At 54.8% G+C, this 14,850-nt stretch carries 17 protein-coding genes; 10 read left to right on the forward strand and 7 right to left on the reverse strand.

The window, feature by feature from the left end:
* Positions 1–80: 80 nt before the first annotated feature.
* The gene (locus VI25_RS10595; RefSeq protein ID WP_316934310.1) at positions 81–1,475 is read right to left on the reverse strand and encodes an ATP-binding protein; all 1,395 of its coding nucleotides are present in this window, start codon (positions 1,473–1,475) and stop codon (positions 81–83) included.
* Positions 1,382–2,002, reverse strand: a complete 621-nt coding sequence (locus VI25_RS10600; RefSeq protein WP_055562486.1) for a hypothetical protein — start codon at positions 2,000–2,002, stop codon at positions 1,382–1,384. Before VI25_RS10600 ends, VI25_RS10595 begins: the two co-directional genes overlap by 94 nt.
* A 493-nt stretch (positions 2,003–2,495) precedes the next feature.
* On the opposite strand from VI25_RS10600, the gene VI25_RS10605 reads away from it, so the two are divergent.
* Positions 2,496–3,188, forward strand: a complete 693-nt coding sequence (locus tag VI25_RS10605) for a DUF547 domain-containing protein (RefSeq protein WP_152981572.1) — start codon at positions 2,496–2,498, stop codon at positions 3,186–3,188.
* Between the two features lie 218 nt (positions 3,189–3,406).
* Positions 3,407–4,078, forward strand: coding sequence for a DUF2461 domain-containing protein (locus VI25_RS10610; protein WP_045687003.1), 672 nt, complete (start codon positions 3,407–3,409; stop codon positions 4,076–4,078).
* A 124-nt stretch (positions 4,079–4,202) separates the two neighbouring features.
* Here VI25_RS10610 and VI25_RS10615 read toward each other — a convergent pair whose 3' ends face one another.
* Positions 4,203–4,826, reverse strand: a complete 624-nt coding sequence (locus VI25_RS10615; protein WP_045687002.1) for a deoxynucleoside kinase — start codon at positions 4,824–4,826, stop codon at positions 4,203–4,205.
* A gap of 160 nt (positions 4,827–4,986) precedes the next feature.
* Between VI25_RS10615 and VI25_RS10620 the strand changes: the two genes are divergently transcribed.
* Entirely contained in the window at positions 4,987–5,442 is a 456-nt protein-coding gene (locus VI25_RS10620; RefSeq protein ID WP_052694897.1) for a hypothetical protein, read from the forward strand.
* Between the two features lie 96 nt (positions 5,443–5,538).
* Here VI25_RS10620 and VI25_RS10625 read toward each other — a convergent pair whose 3' ends face one another.
* Entirely contained in the window at positions 5,539–6,216 is a 678-nt protein-coding gene (locus VI25_RS10625; RefSeq protein ID WP_045687001.1) for a DUF6565 domain-containing protein, read from the reverse strand.
* 140 nt (positions 6,217–6,356) lie between these two features.
* Here VI25_RS10625 and VI25_RS10630 point away from each other — a divergent pair, with 140 nt between their 5' ends.
* Positions 6,357–6,875, forward strand: a complete 519-nt coding sequence (locus tag VI25_RS10630) for a GNAT family N-acetyltransferase (protein WP_045687000.1) — start codon at positions 6,357–6,359, stop codon at positions 6,873–6,875.
* 110 nt (positions 6,876–6,985) lie between these two features.
* The gene (locus VI25_RS10635) at positions 6,986–7,267 is read left to right on the forward strand and encodes a CDGSH iron-sulfur domain-containing protein (protein WP_236705006.1); all 282 of its coding nucleotides are present in this window, start codon (positions 6,986–6,988) and stop codon (positions 7,265–7,267) included.
* Between the two features lie 78 nt (positions 7,268–7,345).
* On the opposite strand, the gene VI25_RS10640 is transcribed toward VI25_RS10635, so the two are convergent.
* Positions 7,346–7,606 carry an acyl-CoA-binding protein gene (locus tag VI25_RS10640; protein ID WP_045686999.1) on the reverse strand — a complete coding sequence of 87 codons (261 nt, stop codon included), beginning with the start codon at positions 7,604–7,606 and terminating at the stop codon, positions 7,346–7,348.
* Between the two features lie 147 nt (positions 7,607–7,753).
* Between VI25_RS10640 and VI25_RS10645 the strand changes: the two genes are divergently transcribed.
* Together VI25_RS10645 and VI25_RS10650 are read left to right on the forward strand one after the other, a co-directional pair.
* On the forward strand, positions 7,754–9,064 hold the full coding sequence (locus VI25_RS10645) for a metal-dependent hydrolase family protein (protein ID WP_045686998.1): 1,311 nt from the start codon (positions 7,754–7,756) through the stop codon (positions 9,062–9,064).
* A gap of 177 nt (positions 9,065–9,241) precedes the next feature.
* Positions 9,242–9,748, forward strand: a complete 507-nt coding sequence (locus tag VI25_RS10650) for a CinA family protein (RefSeq protein WP_055562488.1) — start codon at positions 9,242–9,244, stop codon at positions 9,746–9,748.
* 9 nt (positions 9,749–9,757) lie between these two features.
* Here VI25_RS10650 and VI25_RS10655 read toward each other — a convergent pair whose 3' ends face one another.
* Positions 9,758–10,798, reverse strand: a complete 1,041-nt coding sequence (locus tag VI25_RS10655) for a hypothetical protein (protein ID WP_045686997.1) — start codon at positions 10,796–10,798, stop codon at positions 9,758–9,760.
* Positions 10,799–11,047: 249 nt separating this feature from the next.
* Between VI25_RS10655 and VI25_RS10660 the strand changes: the two genes are divergently transcribed.
* From VI25_RS10660 to VI25_RS10670, 3 genes are all read left to right on the forward strand, one after another.
* Positions 11,048–12,277, forward strand: coding sequence for a zinc dependent phospholipase C family protein (locus VI25_RS10660; protein ID WP_055562489.1), 1,230 nt, complete (start codon positions 11,048–11,050; stop codon positions 12,275–12,277).
* 346 nt (positions 12,278–12,623) lie between these two features.
* Entirely contained in the window at positions 12,624–13,529 is a 906-nt protein-coding gene (locus tag VI25_RS10665) for a manganese catalase family protein (RefSeq protein WP_045686996.1), read from the forward strand.
* A 126-nt stretch (positions 13,530–13,655) separates the two neighbouring features.
* Positions 13,656–14,405 (forward strand): peptidylprolyl isomerase, encoded by a 750-nt coding sequence (locus VI25_RS10670; protein WP_052694895.1) that lies wholly within the window; start codon positions 13,656–13,658, stop codon positions 14,403–14,405.
* Positions 14,406–14,418: 13 nt separating this feature from the next.
* On the opposite strand, the gene VI25_RS10675 is transcribed toward VI25_RS10670, so the two are convergent.
* On the reverse strand, positions 14,419–14,787 hold the full coding sequence (locus VI25_RS10675) for a hypothetical protein (protein WP_045686995.1): 369 nt from the start codon (positions 14,785–14,787) through the stop codon (positions 14,419–14,421).
* Positions 14,788–14,850: the final 63 nt, after the last annotated feature.

Consider the following 14,850-nt stretch of genomic DNA (forward strand, 5'->3'; position numbering starts at 1 on the left):
CCAAGCACTACTAATAATGCAGCAGTGCTTGGTAGCAAGTACGCGGGCGTTGTTTCTTGTTGGCTTTCCCTACTCGGAGCTTAGTGGCCAAATAAGTTTGCCAGGGTGTTGAAGAGCAGAGCCTCATCAAAGGGTTTGGCCACGCATGCATTCATTCCAGCAGCTAGGTACTGCTCCGCGTCATTGGCGAAAGCGTTGGCAGTAAGCGCCACAATAGGTATTCGCGCATGATGCGGGTTGGGAAGCTGGCGAATAGCGGCCGTTGCCTCCAAGCCACTCATACCGGGCATTTGTATGTCCATCAGCACGGCGTCGTAGGCGGCCTGCTGGAGCTGCTCGATGCCCGTGGGGCCATCTTCCACTTCGTCCATTGTCACGCCCCATTCTTCAAGGAGCAAGCCGGCCAGCAAACGGTTAATTTCATTGTCCTCTACTAGTAGTACGCGCTTGCCGCGCAGGGCGCCCGTGTCGTAGCTAGGAGCAAAGGCTACCGGCGCCGAGGGAGTAGAGCGGGGTAGCATCAACTGGAAAGTAAAGGTGCTGCCCTTACCCAGTTGGCTTTCTACTTGTAGCGTGCCACCCATCTGTTCCACAAGGGCGCGGCTTATACTCAGGCCCAAACCAGAGCCGCCAAAGTGCCGGGCTGTATCCGCGTAGGCTTGGGTGAAGTTCTCGAAAATGCGCGTCAGCTTATCTGGCGCAATGCCAACCCCAGTATCCGTAACCCGGAATTCTACCTCAATATAGTCCGAGGTTTCGGCTAGCAGGTAGCCTCCTACGCTGATACGTCCCCCAACTGGGGTAAACTTGATGGCGTTGCTAACCAGATTAATCAGAATTTGGTTGAGCCGATGGGCATCTCCAATAACCCAGGGGTACGGGCAGGAATTACGAAGCGGGGTACCTTCGAAGTTGATGCCTTTTTCCTGGGCCTGTAGGGCAAGCGGCTGCACTGCTTGGCCCATAGAATCGCAAAGGTTAAAGGCCTCCTGGGCAAATTCCAGCTTGCCCGAGCTGATCTTAGCCATGTCCAGCACATCATTGATAACCCCCAACAGGTGCTGACCGGACGAGCGAATGATAGTAAGCAGCTCTTGTTGGCGTACATCGAGCTGAGTTTTGCTGAGCTGTGCCGCCATGCCGAGCACGCCGTTCAAAGGCGTGCGGATTTCATGGCTCATGTTGGCCAAGAAGTTTTCTTGCGCCCGGGCCGCAGCGCGGGCAGCTTCCGTAGCCTGCTTCAGCTCAGTTACGTCGGTGCTTACGCCCAGCACATGTACGTTGCCATCACTCCATTGTAGTGGCCGCTTGATAGTGTGCAGCCAACGCTGCTCGCCGGAGGGCAGCGTTAATGGATCTTCTACAATAAGCTCCTTACCCGTCAAGAGCACCTGGCGTCGCTGGCTTTGTAATGCTCCTGTTGCTGGCGCTGAGCGGCCCGCACATTTGTGGATATCAGCGAAGCTGCGGCCAATTGCTCGCCTAGCTCACTCGTTGCTTTGTTCTCGAATATGAATTTACCCTCGGCGTCGCGCACGTACACCAGAATAGGAACGGTATCTAGCACCTGCTGAGTAAACTCTTGCTGAGCAGCGCGCAGTTGTTGGGCTTTTACTCGCTCAGTTTCTTCTACCAAGTACAAGTTTACGTATTCCTCCTCGGGGAAGGGCACAATGCAAGCCTGAAACTGACGGGCTCCGATGCGCAGTTCATGCCGGGCATCTTGGCCATTTAGTAGCGCATCCATGGCCCACCCGAAGGCTTGCTCACGCGCCTGCTCCAGCTCTTCTTCCGTCAATCCTGCGGCTAGGCGGTCGGCGGCAGGATTAGCATATAACCGCTGCTGATTAGGCCCAAGCCGATAGATGGGATGCGGATTTTGCGCCGGTATGCGCGCTAGCATGCGTTGCTCGGCTAGCTTTTCACGGAGCAACTGAATTTCAGCATGTGCTTCTGCCAGGGTAGCAGGCAAAGCAGGAGAAAGGGCTGAAACGGAATCCATACTACTGGGCGTAAGGTAAATACTCAATAGCCTACTGGCAGCTAAGCAACATCAAATATCGGATTTTTCGAGCATTATACACAGTATAAACCCCTGTTCACTTACAACCAAAACACCAGCTAAGTGCAATTAATCAACAACTCCCTCTAGAGACAGTTACTGTACTCTTTACGTTTTTGTTAAAAATTATATCAAAGACTATAACCGCTTGTGTATGGGTTAACCCAACGAAAAGGCTTGCTAGCACCCCGCAAGGGCGTTGATTTTAGTAATCAAACTAATGTCACTACACATATTGCAATACTATAGCTGCAAATTACAATTGCCATTTGTAAACATAGAATGTTCATTATACTTTTGTAATACTGATTCATCAGATAATCCATTCCTGACCACCTTGCTTCATTGGTCAGGAATATTCTGCCCAGCTTGTGCTTTTTACATATGCCTGTAAAAGCGCCTGCTTCTGTCCTTGTTTGCCCTCATCTACTGCATGCCTACCGTATCACGCCTACTGTACCGCTTCTTGGGAGGACTATTCCTATTCATGCTTCCTTGCTTTGCCGCCCAAGCCGACGATAACAATGCATTGGAACTCTTACACGAGCCGTGGAACGCCTTGCTCATGCAACATTCCACCCTTGATGGTCACGTAGACTACCAAGGCATGCTTGAAGAAGAGGATAAACTTTTGGATTATCTGCTGAGTCTGCGTAAAGTGAATCCGCGTAATCCGGCTTGGTCTTCCAACGACGCGAAGGCGTTTTGGCTGAATACCTACAATGCTGCTGCTACCTATTTGGTATTGCAGTACTACCCTATTAGCAGCATCAACGACATCCGGGTGAAGACAGTAGGCGGCCAAAAGTCGCCCTGGGACGCGCCAGTAGTAGAAGTAGGCGGCCAGTCCTACTCGCTCAACCAGATTGAGCGCCAGATGCTCACAGCACAATTTCACGACCCGCGCGTGCATTTTGGCTTGCTTTACACGGCCGCATCGGCCCCGGCGCCCTTAGCAGAAGCCTACGACGGCACCCGCATCAATCAGCAGTTGGACGCCCAGGCGCGGCGCTTTATCAACGACCCGACCTTCAATCAGCTTGCCTCGGGGCAAGTACAGGTGTCGGGGTTATTTGATGCTTACTCGGCAGAGTTCGGTACGGAAACAGCCTCATTGCTTTCCTGAACCGCTATGCCCGCACCCCTATTCAACCCACAGCTACCATTGAATACCAATCGTTTAGCTGGGCTTTAAATGACCGCACCCCCATTGGTAATGCACAAGCCCTAGGCCAACACTAGCTTTTACACTCAGAACCCGCCTGCTATCCGCCCCGTACCGTTACCCCGGTGCGGGGCGGTGTTATTTGGACCGTGCTGTTATCGGCGCTTTTTCCTTTTGCTATGCCACTAGACTTCGTATTGCCCTTTCTGCGGGACCTGGCCGCCAACAACAACAAAGCCTGGATGGATGCCCACCGAGCCGACTACCAGCGCGCCCGGGCCGAGTACACGGGCTTTGTGGCAGAGCTGCTTCGTGGAGCTACGCAGCTAGAGCCCGCCCTTACGGGCATTAAGCCCCAAGACGTTATGTTTCGCATCAATAAGAACGACCGTTTTCAGCAGAGCGACGAGCCCTATAAGCGCCACATGGGAGCGGGCATCAAGCGCGGCGGCCGTCACAGTCCGTGGGCTGGTTTTTTCGTGGCTGTGCAGCCCGACGGCGAAACTTATATTGGAGCGGGGCGCTGGCTGCCCGAGCCCGCCCAACTGGCCCGCGTGCGTCAGGAAATCCACTACAATCCCGAGGCCTTCCACGCAATGCGCCAAGAGGCAGAGCTGTTGCGCTACTTTCCCGCGGGCCTAGACATGACGCAAACGCTCAAAACAGCTCCCAAAGGCTACGACCGCGCTGACCCCGATGTGGAGTGGCTCCGCCTCAAGAGCTTCTTTGTGTGGCAACCTGTACCGGATGCCGAAGTGTTGCGCCCCGACTTTCCCACCCACGTCTTGGCCGCTTGGCGAGCTGCACTACCACTTGTACACTTTCTCAACGAAGCCATGGCCGCTGACTAACGCTACAGCACAACGCCTTACTATGCGCAAACGCCCCGCTGTGCCTGTGCACAGCGGGGCGTTTGCTTTCGAGAGAGGTAGGGGCAGTTTGTTAGTTACCTACTGGTCGCTACATGTAAGCTGCTTAGAACAGCCCGAACAAGGTGCTGTTGATTTTCTCGATGATAACGCTCAAATCCTCGGGGTTGTGCACGTAGTCGAGGTTGTTTACATCAACGATGAGCAGCTTACCATGCTTGTAGTTGCTGATCCAGTGCTCGTAGTGCTCGTTGAGGTTGCGCAGGTACTCAATCTTGATGTTGTTCTCATAGTCGCGGTTGCGCTTTTCTATCTGCGACACCAGCTTCGGCAGATCGGCCCGCAGATAAAGCAGCAGGTCGGGGGGCTCTACCATGCTAATCATGGACTCAAATAAGCCCAGGTAATTCAGGTAATCCCGCTCCGCCATCAGGCTCGATTGGTGCAGATTGGCCGCGAAGATGTGAGCATCCTCGTAAATAGTGCGGTCCTGAATAACGCCTTTGCTTGCCTGCTGCAGCTCTTTGATGCGCTGGGTTTGGCGAAAACGGCTATTGAGGAAATATACCTGCAAGTGAAACGCCCAGCGGGGCATGTCGTCATAGAAATCCTTGAGGTAAGGATTATGATCGACATCTTCCAGGAACACCTCCCAGTTGAAATGATGCGCCAGTTTGTTGGCCAGCGTGGTCTTGCCGGCGCCAATGTTGCCGACGATTGCAATATGCATGAGTGAAGCGCGGAAGACGAGAAAAAGGATTGGGGGATGCAAAAGTAACGGTTCCTCCGGAACGATGCTGCTTCCCTAGGTGGTGGCATATAAATACCTATATTAGATATATATACTCCTTACAACCAACGCACTACTATAACCTACTTCTCCCCTCCCAATGCATACCATTCCCCTGCAGCCCCTAGGCACGCTGTTAGATTCGCACGGCCGCCTATTAGTAAAGCTGGAGCAGGTCCCTACCCATCAGTTGATGTATGCCACCTGGTACGGCAATCTTACTAGCCGCGAGGTAATAACTGGCGCCCAAGGCTACCTTACGTATGAAAGTGTTCTGCATTATCCACTCCTGCTCAATGATAAAAGCCATGCCACCGGCGACTGGAGCGAAGCCATGTCGTGGCTGGAATACGAGTGGCTACCTGATGCCACCGGGGAGGGCTTACGAGCCATAGCCTACGTTTTCTCGCCCGACATGCACAATCAGCTGGCTAGCATTCAGTTTTTTGAGCGGGTAAAGCAATACCTTCCTATTCAGCTGTTTCATGATGTGCCCACGGCGTGGCAGTGGCTGCGCCTACAGTACCGCTCCCAGCACGGGCCCATCCCGCTGTAACGTGCCGGACAGAAAAAGCCCGCTGGCTTTGCGCACTTAAACGGCAAACCAGCGGGCTTTTTTCTATCAAGAGCTAGTGAAGTACTACCAGCCTGCCTATTCGTTCATGACGTCTTTTACGTCCCGCGCTTTCTCTAAAGTCCGGAACTCACCCTGTAGGCTCCGAATACGCAGGCGCTCTTCCAGTGGGAGTTGGTCGCGGAGCTGTTCGTAGCGGGCGTTCAGGTTGGTTAGTACGGCACTGGCAGCGCTCCAGTCGGTCTGCGTCCAGTTTTTGCGCTCGGTACGCATGGTTTCTACCAGCCGGAAGTAGAGGTCAGGTAATTCCGTGGCCCGCGCCCGGCTGATGACGACGTCTTCACCGAGCAGGCGGCGCTGGCTTTGCTGAACTGTTTCGGGGCGCCGGGCTGCTTTATTGAGGCTATCCTGACGCGCCGACCAGTTGGCATAGCGTTTTTTCTGCGTGGCGTACTCCCGTTTCCCTTCTACTGATAGGCTATCCACGGCTTGGTCAAGGCGCTTGCTCTGCCGGTCGTACTCGGCGGTAATACGGGGCATCTCACGTCGTACACTTACTTCCGCTTGATCTAGCTTAGCGTTTACCCAGTCACTGAAGTCTCGCAAGTCTCGCTCCACGGAGGCCGTTGTTTTGCTCGTGGTAGTGGTCTTGCTCGTGGTAGTGGTGCGGGGCCGGGAAGCAGGGGGAGTTTGCTGCGCAAAGGCGGCAGAGGCAGTAAACAGGCCGGCAGTAAGTAAAAGCAGGAAATGTTTCATGTGGCAAGGGTGGGTGAATGAAGTACAACGGCAAACGCAGTTGCTGTCGTCTAGCAGAACAGGCAATATCCGGCCCAAAAACGAAGCCAAGCCCGATTAGGGTTCGGTTTTACGTTAAATTATACCGTTTTTTGCAGGCTATGTCAGCTTCTGCCGCCGCTTCTTTGCACATCCAACCCGCTACGCTGGCGGACATTCCTACCATCATTGGGTTAGCTGAAGCTACCTGGGAACCTACCTACCGGTTTATCATTTCGCGGAAGCAAATTGAGTACATGTACCGGGTGATTTACACGCCGGCTTCGCTCACTCGGCAAATGACGGAACAGGGCCACACCTTCCTGCTCCTCTACACTGAGGATGAGGCCAGTGGGTACGCCTCTTTCTCCGCCCAGCCTACCAATGGCCTTTACAAGCTGCACAAGATTTATGTGCTACCCTCTCACCAAGGGCAAGGCCTCGGGCAACATCTGGTGCGGGCCGTGGAGGCAGCCGTGCGCCAAGCTGGCGGCCATACTTTAGAGCTGAACGTAAACCGCCACAACCCGGCGCTGGCGTTCTATGAGCACCTGGGGTACCAGCAGCACCGGGAGGAAGATATTCCCATTGGCCCCTACTGGATGAATGATTACGTACTACGTAAGGAGCTGCACGCCTAAGCAGTCGTACAGCATTCTTCTGACTCAAGTAAGCCTGGCTATATGCTACTTCCGGCTGGGCTTCCTACTTTCTTTTGCATCCATCATATCTTCTACCAGCACCGCATCTCATGGCTACTAAGCTCACTGTTCTCAGCAACGGCTCTCTTCGCGTAGAGGGCACAGATTTCGAAATTGTGGACGCCCAAGGCCAGCCCTACGGCCTAGGTGGCCGCGAGCGGGTAAGCATCTGCCGTTGTGGCCTCTCGTCTAACAAGCCCTTCTGCGACGGCTCCCACAAAGGCCACTTTGAGCACAACGCCGTAGCGTTCGACCTGCCTACGCCCGCCGCTCCGGCAAAGCCCACCCCGCCCCCGGCTGCTCCCGATGCTGGAGCCCAGCCGCTAGGCTAGGTGCCAGCTCAATACATAGCATAAAGGCCCGCTTCCAACTGCTGGAAGCGGGCCTTTGTAGTGGCGGGCTAGTGCCAACTAGGCGTTTTGGAACAGGGAAGTTACCAGCTCTACGTATTCTTGGCGGGCTTCATCCTGGGCCTTACCGCGCAGGCCGCTCCAAGCGTCGTACTTAGCAATGGCCTTGAAGTCGAAACCGCCCGGCCGGTCGCCGGTTACGTCGCCTTCGGAGGCTTGCTTATACAAGGCGTATAGTTGGAGCAGCACAGTGTTGGAAGGTTTGCTAGGGAGCTGTTGAGCACGCTGGGCAGCGGCTTCGAATTCTTCGGGCGTAGCCATAAGAGAAGGAAGTGAAAAGATAACGAGTACGCAAACGGCCGCCGGGCCGCTGGCCGGAAGGTACGTATTCGGTGGGGTTTTGTGCTGCATGCAGCGTTTTTTTCCGTTGTATCTTCCGCCCTATCACTTCCTCTTCACTTGCTACATATGCTTGCTACCTGTACCCGCCTGTGCTTACTCCCCGCCATGTGGGTAGGCTTCTCCCTGCTGACAACCACGCCGGCCTTGGCGCAAAAAACCTATATGCACTGCGGGCGCCTGCTGGATATGCGCCAGGACCGCCTGCAGCCGGAGATGACCCTGGTGGTGGAAAACGGCCGGGTAGTGGCCGTGGAGCGTGGTTACACCGCCCCTACCACTGGGAATGACAAGGTTATTGACCTGAAGAACCGCACGGTGATGCCTGGCCTCATCGATTGCCACGTGCACTTGGAAGGCGAAACCAGCAAAGACCAATTTTTGCAGGAGTTTACCCAGAATCCCGCCGATGTGGCATTCGGCTCCCTTAGCCATGCGCGCCTGACACTCATGGCTGGCTTTACCACCGTGCGCGACTTGGGTGGCTCGGGGGTAAACCTGGCCCTACGCAATGCGGTAGCCCGGGGCGAAGTAGTGGGGCCGCGCATCTTTACCGTAGGCAAGGCTATTTCGGGCACCGGCGGCCACATGGACCCCACCAATGGGTACCGCCAAGACCTAATGGGCATTCCGGGCCCCAGTGAAGGCGTAGCCAACGGCCCCGACCAGTGCCGGCAGGCTGTGCGCGAACAGTACAAGCGTGGCGCCGACCTCATTAAGATTGCCAGCACGGGCGGGGTTCTGAGCGTGGCGAAGGATGGAAGCGGCGCCCAAATGACGGAAGAGGAAATCAGGGCCATTGTGGAAACCGCCCGCGACCTTGGCCTCAAAGTAGCCTGCCACGCGCACGGAGCGGAAGGCATGAAACGGGCCATTCGGGCGGGTGTGACCAGCATTGAGCACGGCACCCTCATGGACGACGAGACCATGAAGCTGATGAAGAAATACGGCACTTGGTACGTGCCCACTATCACAGCCGGCAAATCGGTGGCAGACTCTGCCAAAATCCCAGACTACTACCCGCCCCTGGTGACACCCAAGGCCTTAGCCATCGGGCCTAAGCTCCAAGAAACGTTTGGGCGGGCTTACAAAGCAGGAGTAAAAATTGCGTTTGGTACCGATGCCGCCGTATTCCGGCACGGAGTGAATGCTCTGGAGTTTCGCTACATGGTGGAAGCCGGCATGCCGCCGCTGCAAGCTCTGCGCAGTGCCACCGTACACGCCGCCGAACTACTCGGGCAGAGTTCTTCCCTGGGGACGCTAGAGCCAGGCAAGCTCGCCGACGTAGTGGCGGTGGAGGGCGACCCGCTACAGGATATAGGAGCCATGCAGAAGGTGCGCTTTGTGATGAAGCAAGGAGTAGTATACCGGCAAGAGTAGAGCGAATACAATAAGGCTATTTGCAGAAAACTTTCGCCTTAGCAGCCCAACTCATTCTTTATAACCTACTGATCATCTGCTTTATACTACAAATTAGCCTTACTGCTGCGTAAGCTGAGCTATACCCATGCTCTTGCATCGCGCGTACTGTTGGGACTTCGCTGTTTATCCCTCGCTATGAAAAAGGTTGCCCCTACTGCTCTCATCAAAGACTTTATCAAGCACAAGCTCACGCTAGCCCTGGCCGAGAGCTGCACCTGCGGCCTAGCAGCAGCCCAGCTAGCTCCGGCAGAAGGCGTGAGTGAAGTCTTGCTCGGCTCCGTCGTTACGTACCATACCGATGCCAAGCAGCAGCTACTGGGGGTTAAACCAGCTACCCTCGATACCTACTCCGCTGAAAGCCAGCAAACTACCAACGAGATGGTACTGGGCTTGCACAAGAACTTGCCTAAGGCCGATGTGTGCGTGGCCGTGACGGGCTTGTGCGGGCCGGGGCAATCAGAAACGCCCGATAAGCCCGTGGGCACGGTATTCGTCACGATTCTGTTCCTGGAGCACGCTCACGAATACCGGCAGCAGTTTGATGGCTCCAGCGACGCTATTCGCCAGCAGGCCACGGAGTTTATTTACCAGAAATTAGCTGAGTTGCTAGACCGCCACCAAGTAGCGCCCGCTTCGGCTTAAGCCAGCGTCCTACCGCTGCCGGATATCCAAGGGGCTCAGCATCAACTGCAAGTTCAGGCGCACCATATCGCCCATGGTGTGGCAGTGGTCGAACTTAGTGGTGCCGTGGTGGTGGTTTAGCTCCAGACGAAGCTGCTGCAGCTTTTCTGTTGGGGCTAGGTCATCTCTTCGCATGCAGTCCATGAGGGCTTTGAGGCGGTAGCGCTCCAAGCGCACCCGGCGCAGCATGAGCACCCGCTCCTCGGTTTGGTACTGCCGAATACTCTCGGGCTTGAGGAAACGGCTGCACAAATCCACTACCGGGCGGTTGTCCTTGAAGTACTGAGGCAAGTACATAGACTTGCGGCCCTCGTAACTCTGTTGGTCGAAGTCAATGGCTCGCACGCGGTACTGCTCATCCTCAAAGTCGGGCGTGATGTCTACTACGTAGTTGTAGGAGCGCATATCCCCAAGTAGGCGAGCAAAACACCGCTCGTTAAACTTCACAAACTCCTTGGCCAAGCGTACTTGGTTGAATTGCAGCTTGGGCAACCGGGTCCGAATAAAATCGTCGCCGGGCACGCCGGCTATGTGCTCTTCCACCAGCGTATCACCACTCACCAAGTAGCTCAGGCGGTTGGGAGAGAGCAGGTGCTCTAGCTCTAACCCATACACCCGAGACGCATCGGCCTGCTTGATATAAAAGTAGTCGTAGTTGTCGTTCAGCTGATTGACAATGCGCACCCGAAACGGATTACTATTTCCGAAACGGCAGTAGTCAATGCGGTCGGCTAGTAGGTGCTCTGTGAATGATAAGTCGCCGGCCGTTTTTAGCAGAGCATATACTTCAGCAAGTCCCTGGCTGAGTTCACGTAGCGTTTGGGGCTCGTAAAACACAGTTTCCCATAGCGTATCACGCCCCTGCCGGTCAGTCAGCGGAAAAGCGCCGCTGATGTGCAGCAAGTCGCGGTACGACACAGGCAGCACGATTTCTCGGTCGTAGCGATGCAGGTACTCGCGCAGGGGCGGCTGAATGGTGTAGTTGAGTTTCTTGCGGGAAATGCTGGGCACGTCTTTTCAGCAGAAGAGGGTGAGAGCAGGCAAAGTAGCCTATTTGCTTTTAAGCTACGCGCTCAGCCAAGCACTGGCAGGCTACACCTAGTACACATCTATAAGCAAGCGCTACTCCTCCACTTGCTGGCCATCTAGCCTACTTGGAATAGTACAGCAGTACCGCAAGTGTTAAACCGGATTTGGTACTTGATACGCAACAATTTCCGAACTTTACGGACCCGCGGTCTGCGGATTTCTCTTGTTGCTATGAAAAAACTGTTTCTCACGCTTTTCATTGTGCTGCTATGCCCGCTACTGTCGCCGGGCTGGGGCTTTTTTGCTCACCGTACTATCGCCCAGCTAGCCGTATACGCCCTACCCTCTTCCATGCGGGGCTTCTATTACCGGCACATGGGCGAGTTAGTGAAGCTCAGTACTGCCCCCGATGAGCGCCGCGACCAGGACCCAAGCGAGGCAAGCAAGCATTTCATCGACATGGACCACTTCGGTGAGGACCCCTTCGGCGCCATGCCCAAAGCCTGGGAGAAGGCCACGGCCAAGTACACCGCCGATACCCTGCACAAGTACGGTACCGTGCCATGGACGGTGGTAGAGATTAAGGAAAAGCTAACCGAAGCCTTCAAGAAGCGCGACACAGTAGCCATTATCAATCTTTCCGCCGACTTGGGCCACTACATTGGGGATGCTTTTGTACCGCTGCACACCACGGAGAACTACGACGGGCAGTTAACCAACCAGCAAGGGCTTCACTCTCTGTGGGAAAGTAAGCTCCCAGAGCGCCACATTGCCAAGTATAAACTGGATTGTGACCCTGCAAAGTACCTGAAAGACCCCCAGGCGGCAATTTGGCAGGTAGTGCAGGAGTCGTACGGCTTCTTGGGCGACACCTTCGACCAGGAAGAAGCTATAACGCGCCGCTACACCCCAGAAACCAAGTACGTGTTCAGCCATAAGTACGGCAAAACCCGCCGTGCGTACTCAGATGCCTTCGCCGACTCCTACCACGAAAAGGTAGGTGGCCAAGTAGCGTTCCGCCTCAAGCTGGCCCCCACTATGGTAGCTTCTATGTGGCTGACTGCCTGGAAGGATGCCGGCAGCCCTGACCTTGATGGGATGCTAGCAAAGAAGCCATCCAAGGAAGAGAAGGAAAAGATGGATGTGGAACTGAAGGCTTGGAGCAAGAACGAACTGGTAGATCAGCAACTACTCCTTGCGTTGCAAAAGGAAAAAGCGGTAGAACGTCCCGACCTCATCAACGCTGCCACCGACATGGCCCCAATCCAGGAAGAAGCTGCCCCGGCTGCCTCTCCCATTCCTGGCGCGCCGCCCGTACCAGCAGGCACTACCAAGGTGAAAGTAAAATCGAAACCGGCAGCGGCTCCAGCCCAGAAAGAGAAAGTAAAAACGGATAAGCCTGTTAAAAAGAAAAAACCTGCCTCCGACGGCTGGGATACCCCAAGCGGCTCAGGCTGGTAAGCTGATCAGGAGAAACAGCAATTGGAAGGTGCGCCGAGGGGCGCACCTTTTTTTGTGCCTTGCTGACGAATTTCTAACTGTAAGTCATTCTTTTCTAGCTAGTATCTAATTATTAATGACACTATTCACCTTGTGTATCGTATTGACTCCGCAGCTCACTAGCGGGTAGCTAGTGCCGGTTAAGTGCTATATCAACGGCCGACTGCGCTCAATAACTATCTCATAATTAATAGTATATACCTCAACAAGATTTGGGCGTACCTCAACTAGTCTGCAATTCTGACGTTAGAAATTGCGCCCCGGAACGACGGGCGAAAGCACTTTTTCAACCTCAACAGCAATTGCTATGATTTTACGGTATGACCGGCTAGCCGTGGAGCTGCCCAAGCCTAAAAACCCTTCACCTAACGATGCTGCTGCTATTCAGGAGTTGCTAGGTGGCAAGTATGGGGAGATGTCGACGCTGATGAACTACACATTCCAGTCGTTCAATTTCCGTGGCAGAAACCGCCTCCGCCCCTTTTACGATCTTACCTGCAGCATTGCTGCCGAAGAATATAGCCACATTGAGGCCGTATCATACGCCATCAACCTGCTCCTAACCGGCCAAACGCCCCGGGGCAAAGACCCCGTACCAGCTCCACTAGCGGGCGTAGCTGATGCGCGCAACAGCTACCATTTCCTCAGCAGTGCCCAAACAGCCGTACCATACGATTCCATGGGTAACCCTTGGACTGGCCAGTACGTGCACAGCAGCGGCAACTTAAAGCTAGACTTGCTGCACAACTTCTTCCTGGAATGCGGTGCTCGTGCCAATAAAATGCGAGTGTACGAAATGGTATCGGACCCTTGCGCCCGCACCATGGTAGGCTACTTGCTGGTACGCGGTGGGTTGCACGTAGTGGCGTATGCCAAAGCACTAGAAAAGCTAACGGGTGTAGAAGTAAGCAAGCTGGTTCCCGTGCCAGAGCTAAGCAATGATGCTTTCCCCGAAGCCAAAAAGCTCCAGGATCAGCAGAAGCTACACCTGAAGTTGTACACCTTCAGCCCCGACGACTACAAGCAAGCGGGCATCATCTGGAATGGCACTCACCCCGAGGACGGCCAGCCCCTGGAAGTAATTCAGGGTGGTTTTGAGGGCGTGCCCTACCCGGTGCTAGAAGAGGAGCCCCAGCTCAACTCGCCCGGTGCCGATGATTACGACCCCCAGATGTTTATGGACATCGCCAAAAAAATGGGTATCAAGATGTAATACACAGCGGCAACGCAGCTTAATTACGCAATGGCGTTGATTAGTTGCTAGCTGTTATGTTTGAGGCGGCTGCCCACGCGGGCAGCCGCCTTTTGCGTTTGGCCCCAGCCAGTAATATCCCGCACTATGCTTCCTACCCAGCTTCGCTTTTTTCTCTTCGTAGGTTTTCTAAGTAGTTTCGTTGGCTGCAACCGCACCCAGCCGGAAACTGCAGATGTAAGCACTGCGCCCCCGCCTCCCACGGCCCCAGGGCCCGCCCTCACATCGTTGGCCGACAGTAATGCTGTCACGTTGCTTACTGACTATGGGCGCCAGTATCCTGGTCAGGAACTGATTATGCACACCCGCCACGGCGATATGCGCATTCGGCTGTATGATGACACCCCATTACACACCGCCAACTTTCTGCTGCTGACGCGCAAAGGTTACTTCGATCAGACTGTGTTCAACCGAGTAGTGAAAGGCTTTGCCATTCAGGGAGGCACGTCCGACCATTTCACCATTCAGCTAAGCCGCTACCGCCTCCCTCCTGAAATATCTACTCGCCATTTTCATAAGCGCGGCGCCCTGGGCATGGCCCGCTACGACGACGAGCAAAACCCAGGGCACCTCTCCTCCAGCCACGACTTCTACATTGTGCAGGGGCAAAAGCTGACGCCTGACCAAGCTCAGGCCAATGCTGGCCGCCAACTCACTCCCGAGCAAAAGCGGGCATACGCTACTGTGGGAGGCACACCCTCACTTGATGGGCAGTATACCGTGTTTGGGGAGGTAGTAGAGGGCTTCGACGTCATCGACAAGATTGCCAATGAACCCGTAGACACCGACCAGTGGCCCAAAAAGGACGTCGACATCAAGCTAACCGTCGTGAAGTAGCAGGTTAGGCTAGCTAGTCGGCACTGCGCACCTGCACTAAGCGCGTATGCTGCACGTCGCCAGGCTGCTCCTGCAATAGCTCTAGCGCCTCCGCCCGGGTGTAGGTAAGAGTGTTATCAGAAAAGAAATTGGGCGCGGCGGTACTTGCTTGGGCATCAGTGGCTTCTTGGCGGGCTGGGTGCAGGTCTACCGCATCGGGCCGCACGGCCGCTACTTGGTAAAAGTAGTAACGTTGCAGCTGAGTATTCACTGGCTGAAACTGCACTACATATACATCCCCCACGCGAGGATTTTGCAGCTGTTCTTCCAAGTTGGGTTTGCAGGCAGTCAGCAGGGTCACTCCTAATACAAGGCCACTGAGCAGGCGAAAGATGGTTTGCATAAAGTAAAGTAAGTAGGTGGGTAGGTACTACGCCAAAAAAGGCCGATCCGCATGTGCGGATCG

The sequence above is a fragment of the Hymenobacter sp. AT01-02 genome, from assembly GCF_000961955.2.
In the GTDB taxonomy this organism is placed as follows: domain Bacteria; phylum Bacteroidota; class Bacteroidia; order Cytophagales; family Hymenobacteraceae; genus Hymenobacter; species Hymenobacter mucosus.

Excerpts from the sequence above, each read along its gene's own strand:
- VI25_RS10600 (WP_055562486.1), bottom strand. The coding sequence starts at position 2,002 with ATGGATTCCGTTTCAGCCCTTTCTCCTGCTTTGCCTGCTACCCTGGCA.
- VI25_RS10605 (WP_152981572.1), top strand. The coding sequence starts at position 2,496 with ATGCCTACCGTATCACGCCTACTGTACCGCTTCTTGGGAGGACTATTC.
- VI25_RS10610 (WP_045687003.1), top strand. The coding sequence starts at position 3,407 with ATGCCACTAGACTTCGTATTGCCCTTTCTGCGGGACCTGGCCGCCAAC.
- VI25_RS10615 (WP_045687002.1), bottom strand. The coding sequence starts at position 4,826 with ATGCATATTGCAATCGTCGGCAACATTGGCGCCGGCAAGACCACGCTG.
- VI25_RS10620 (WP_052694897.1), top strand. The coding sequence starts at position 4,987 with ATGCATACCATTCCCCTGCAGCCCCTAGGCACGCTGTTAGATTCGCAC.
- VI25_RS10625 (WP_045687001.1), bottom strand. The coding sequence starts at position 6,216 with ATGAAACATTTCCTGCTTTTACTTACTGCCGGCCTGTTTACTGCCTCT.
- VI25_RS10630 (WP_045687000.1), top strand. The coding sequence starts at position 6,357 with ATGTCAGCTTCTGCCGCCGCTTCTTTGCACATCCAACCCGCTACGCTG.
- VI25_RS10635 (WP_236705006.1), top strand. The coding sequence starts at position 6,986 with ATGGCTACTAAGCTCACTGTTCTCAGCAACGGCTCTCTTCGCGTAGAG.
- VI25_RS10640 (WP_045686999.1), bottom strand. The coding sequence starts at position 7,606 with ATGGCTACGCCCGAAGAATTCGAAGCCGCTGCCCAGCGTGCTCAACAG.
- VI25_RS10645 (WP_045686998.1), top strand. The coding sequence starts at position 7,754 with ATGCTTGCTACCTGTACCCGCCTGTGCTTACTCCCCGCCATGTGGGTA.
- VI25_RS10650 (WP_055562488.1), top strand. The coding sequence starts at position 9,242 with ATGAAAAAGGTTGCCCCTACTGCTCTCATCAAAGACTTTATCAAGCAC.
- VI25_RS10660 (WP_055562489.1), top strand. The coding sequence starts at position 11,048 with ATGAAAAAACTGTTTCTCACGCTTTTCATTGTGCTGCTATGCCCGCTA.
- VI25_RS10665 (WP_045686996.1), top strand. The coding sequence starts at position 12,624 with ATGATTTTACGGTATGACCGGCTAGCCGTGGAGCTGCCCAAGCCTAAA.
- VI25_RS10670 (WP_052694895.1), top strand. The coding sequence starts at position 13,656 with ATGCTTCCTACCCAGCTTCGCTTTTTTCTCTTCGTAGGTTTTCTAAGT.
- VI25_RS10675 (WP_045686995.1), bottom strand. The coding sequence starts at position 14,787 with ATGCAAACCATCTTTCGCCTGCTCAGTGGCCTTGTATTAGGAGTGACC.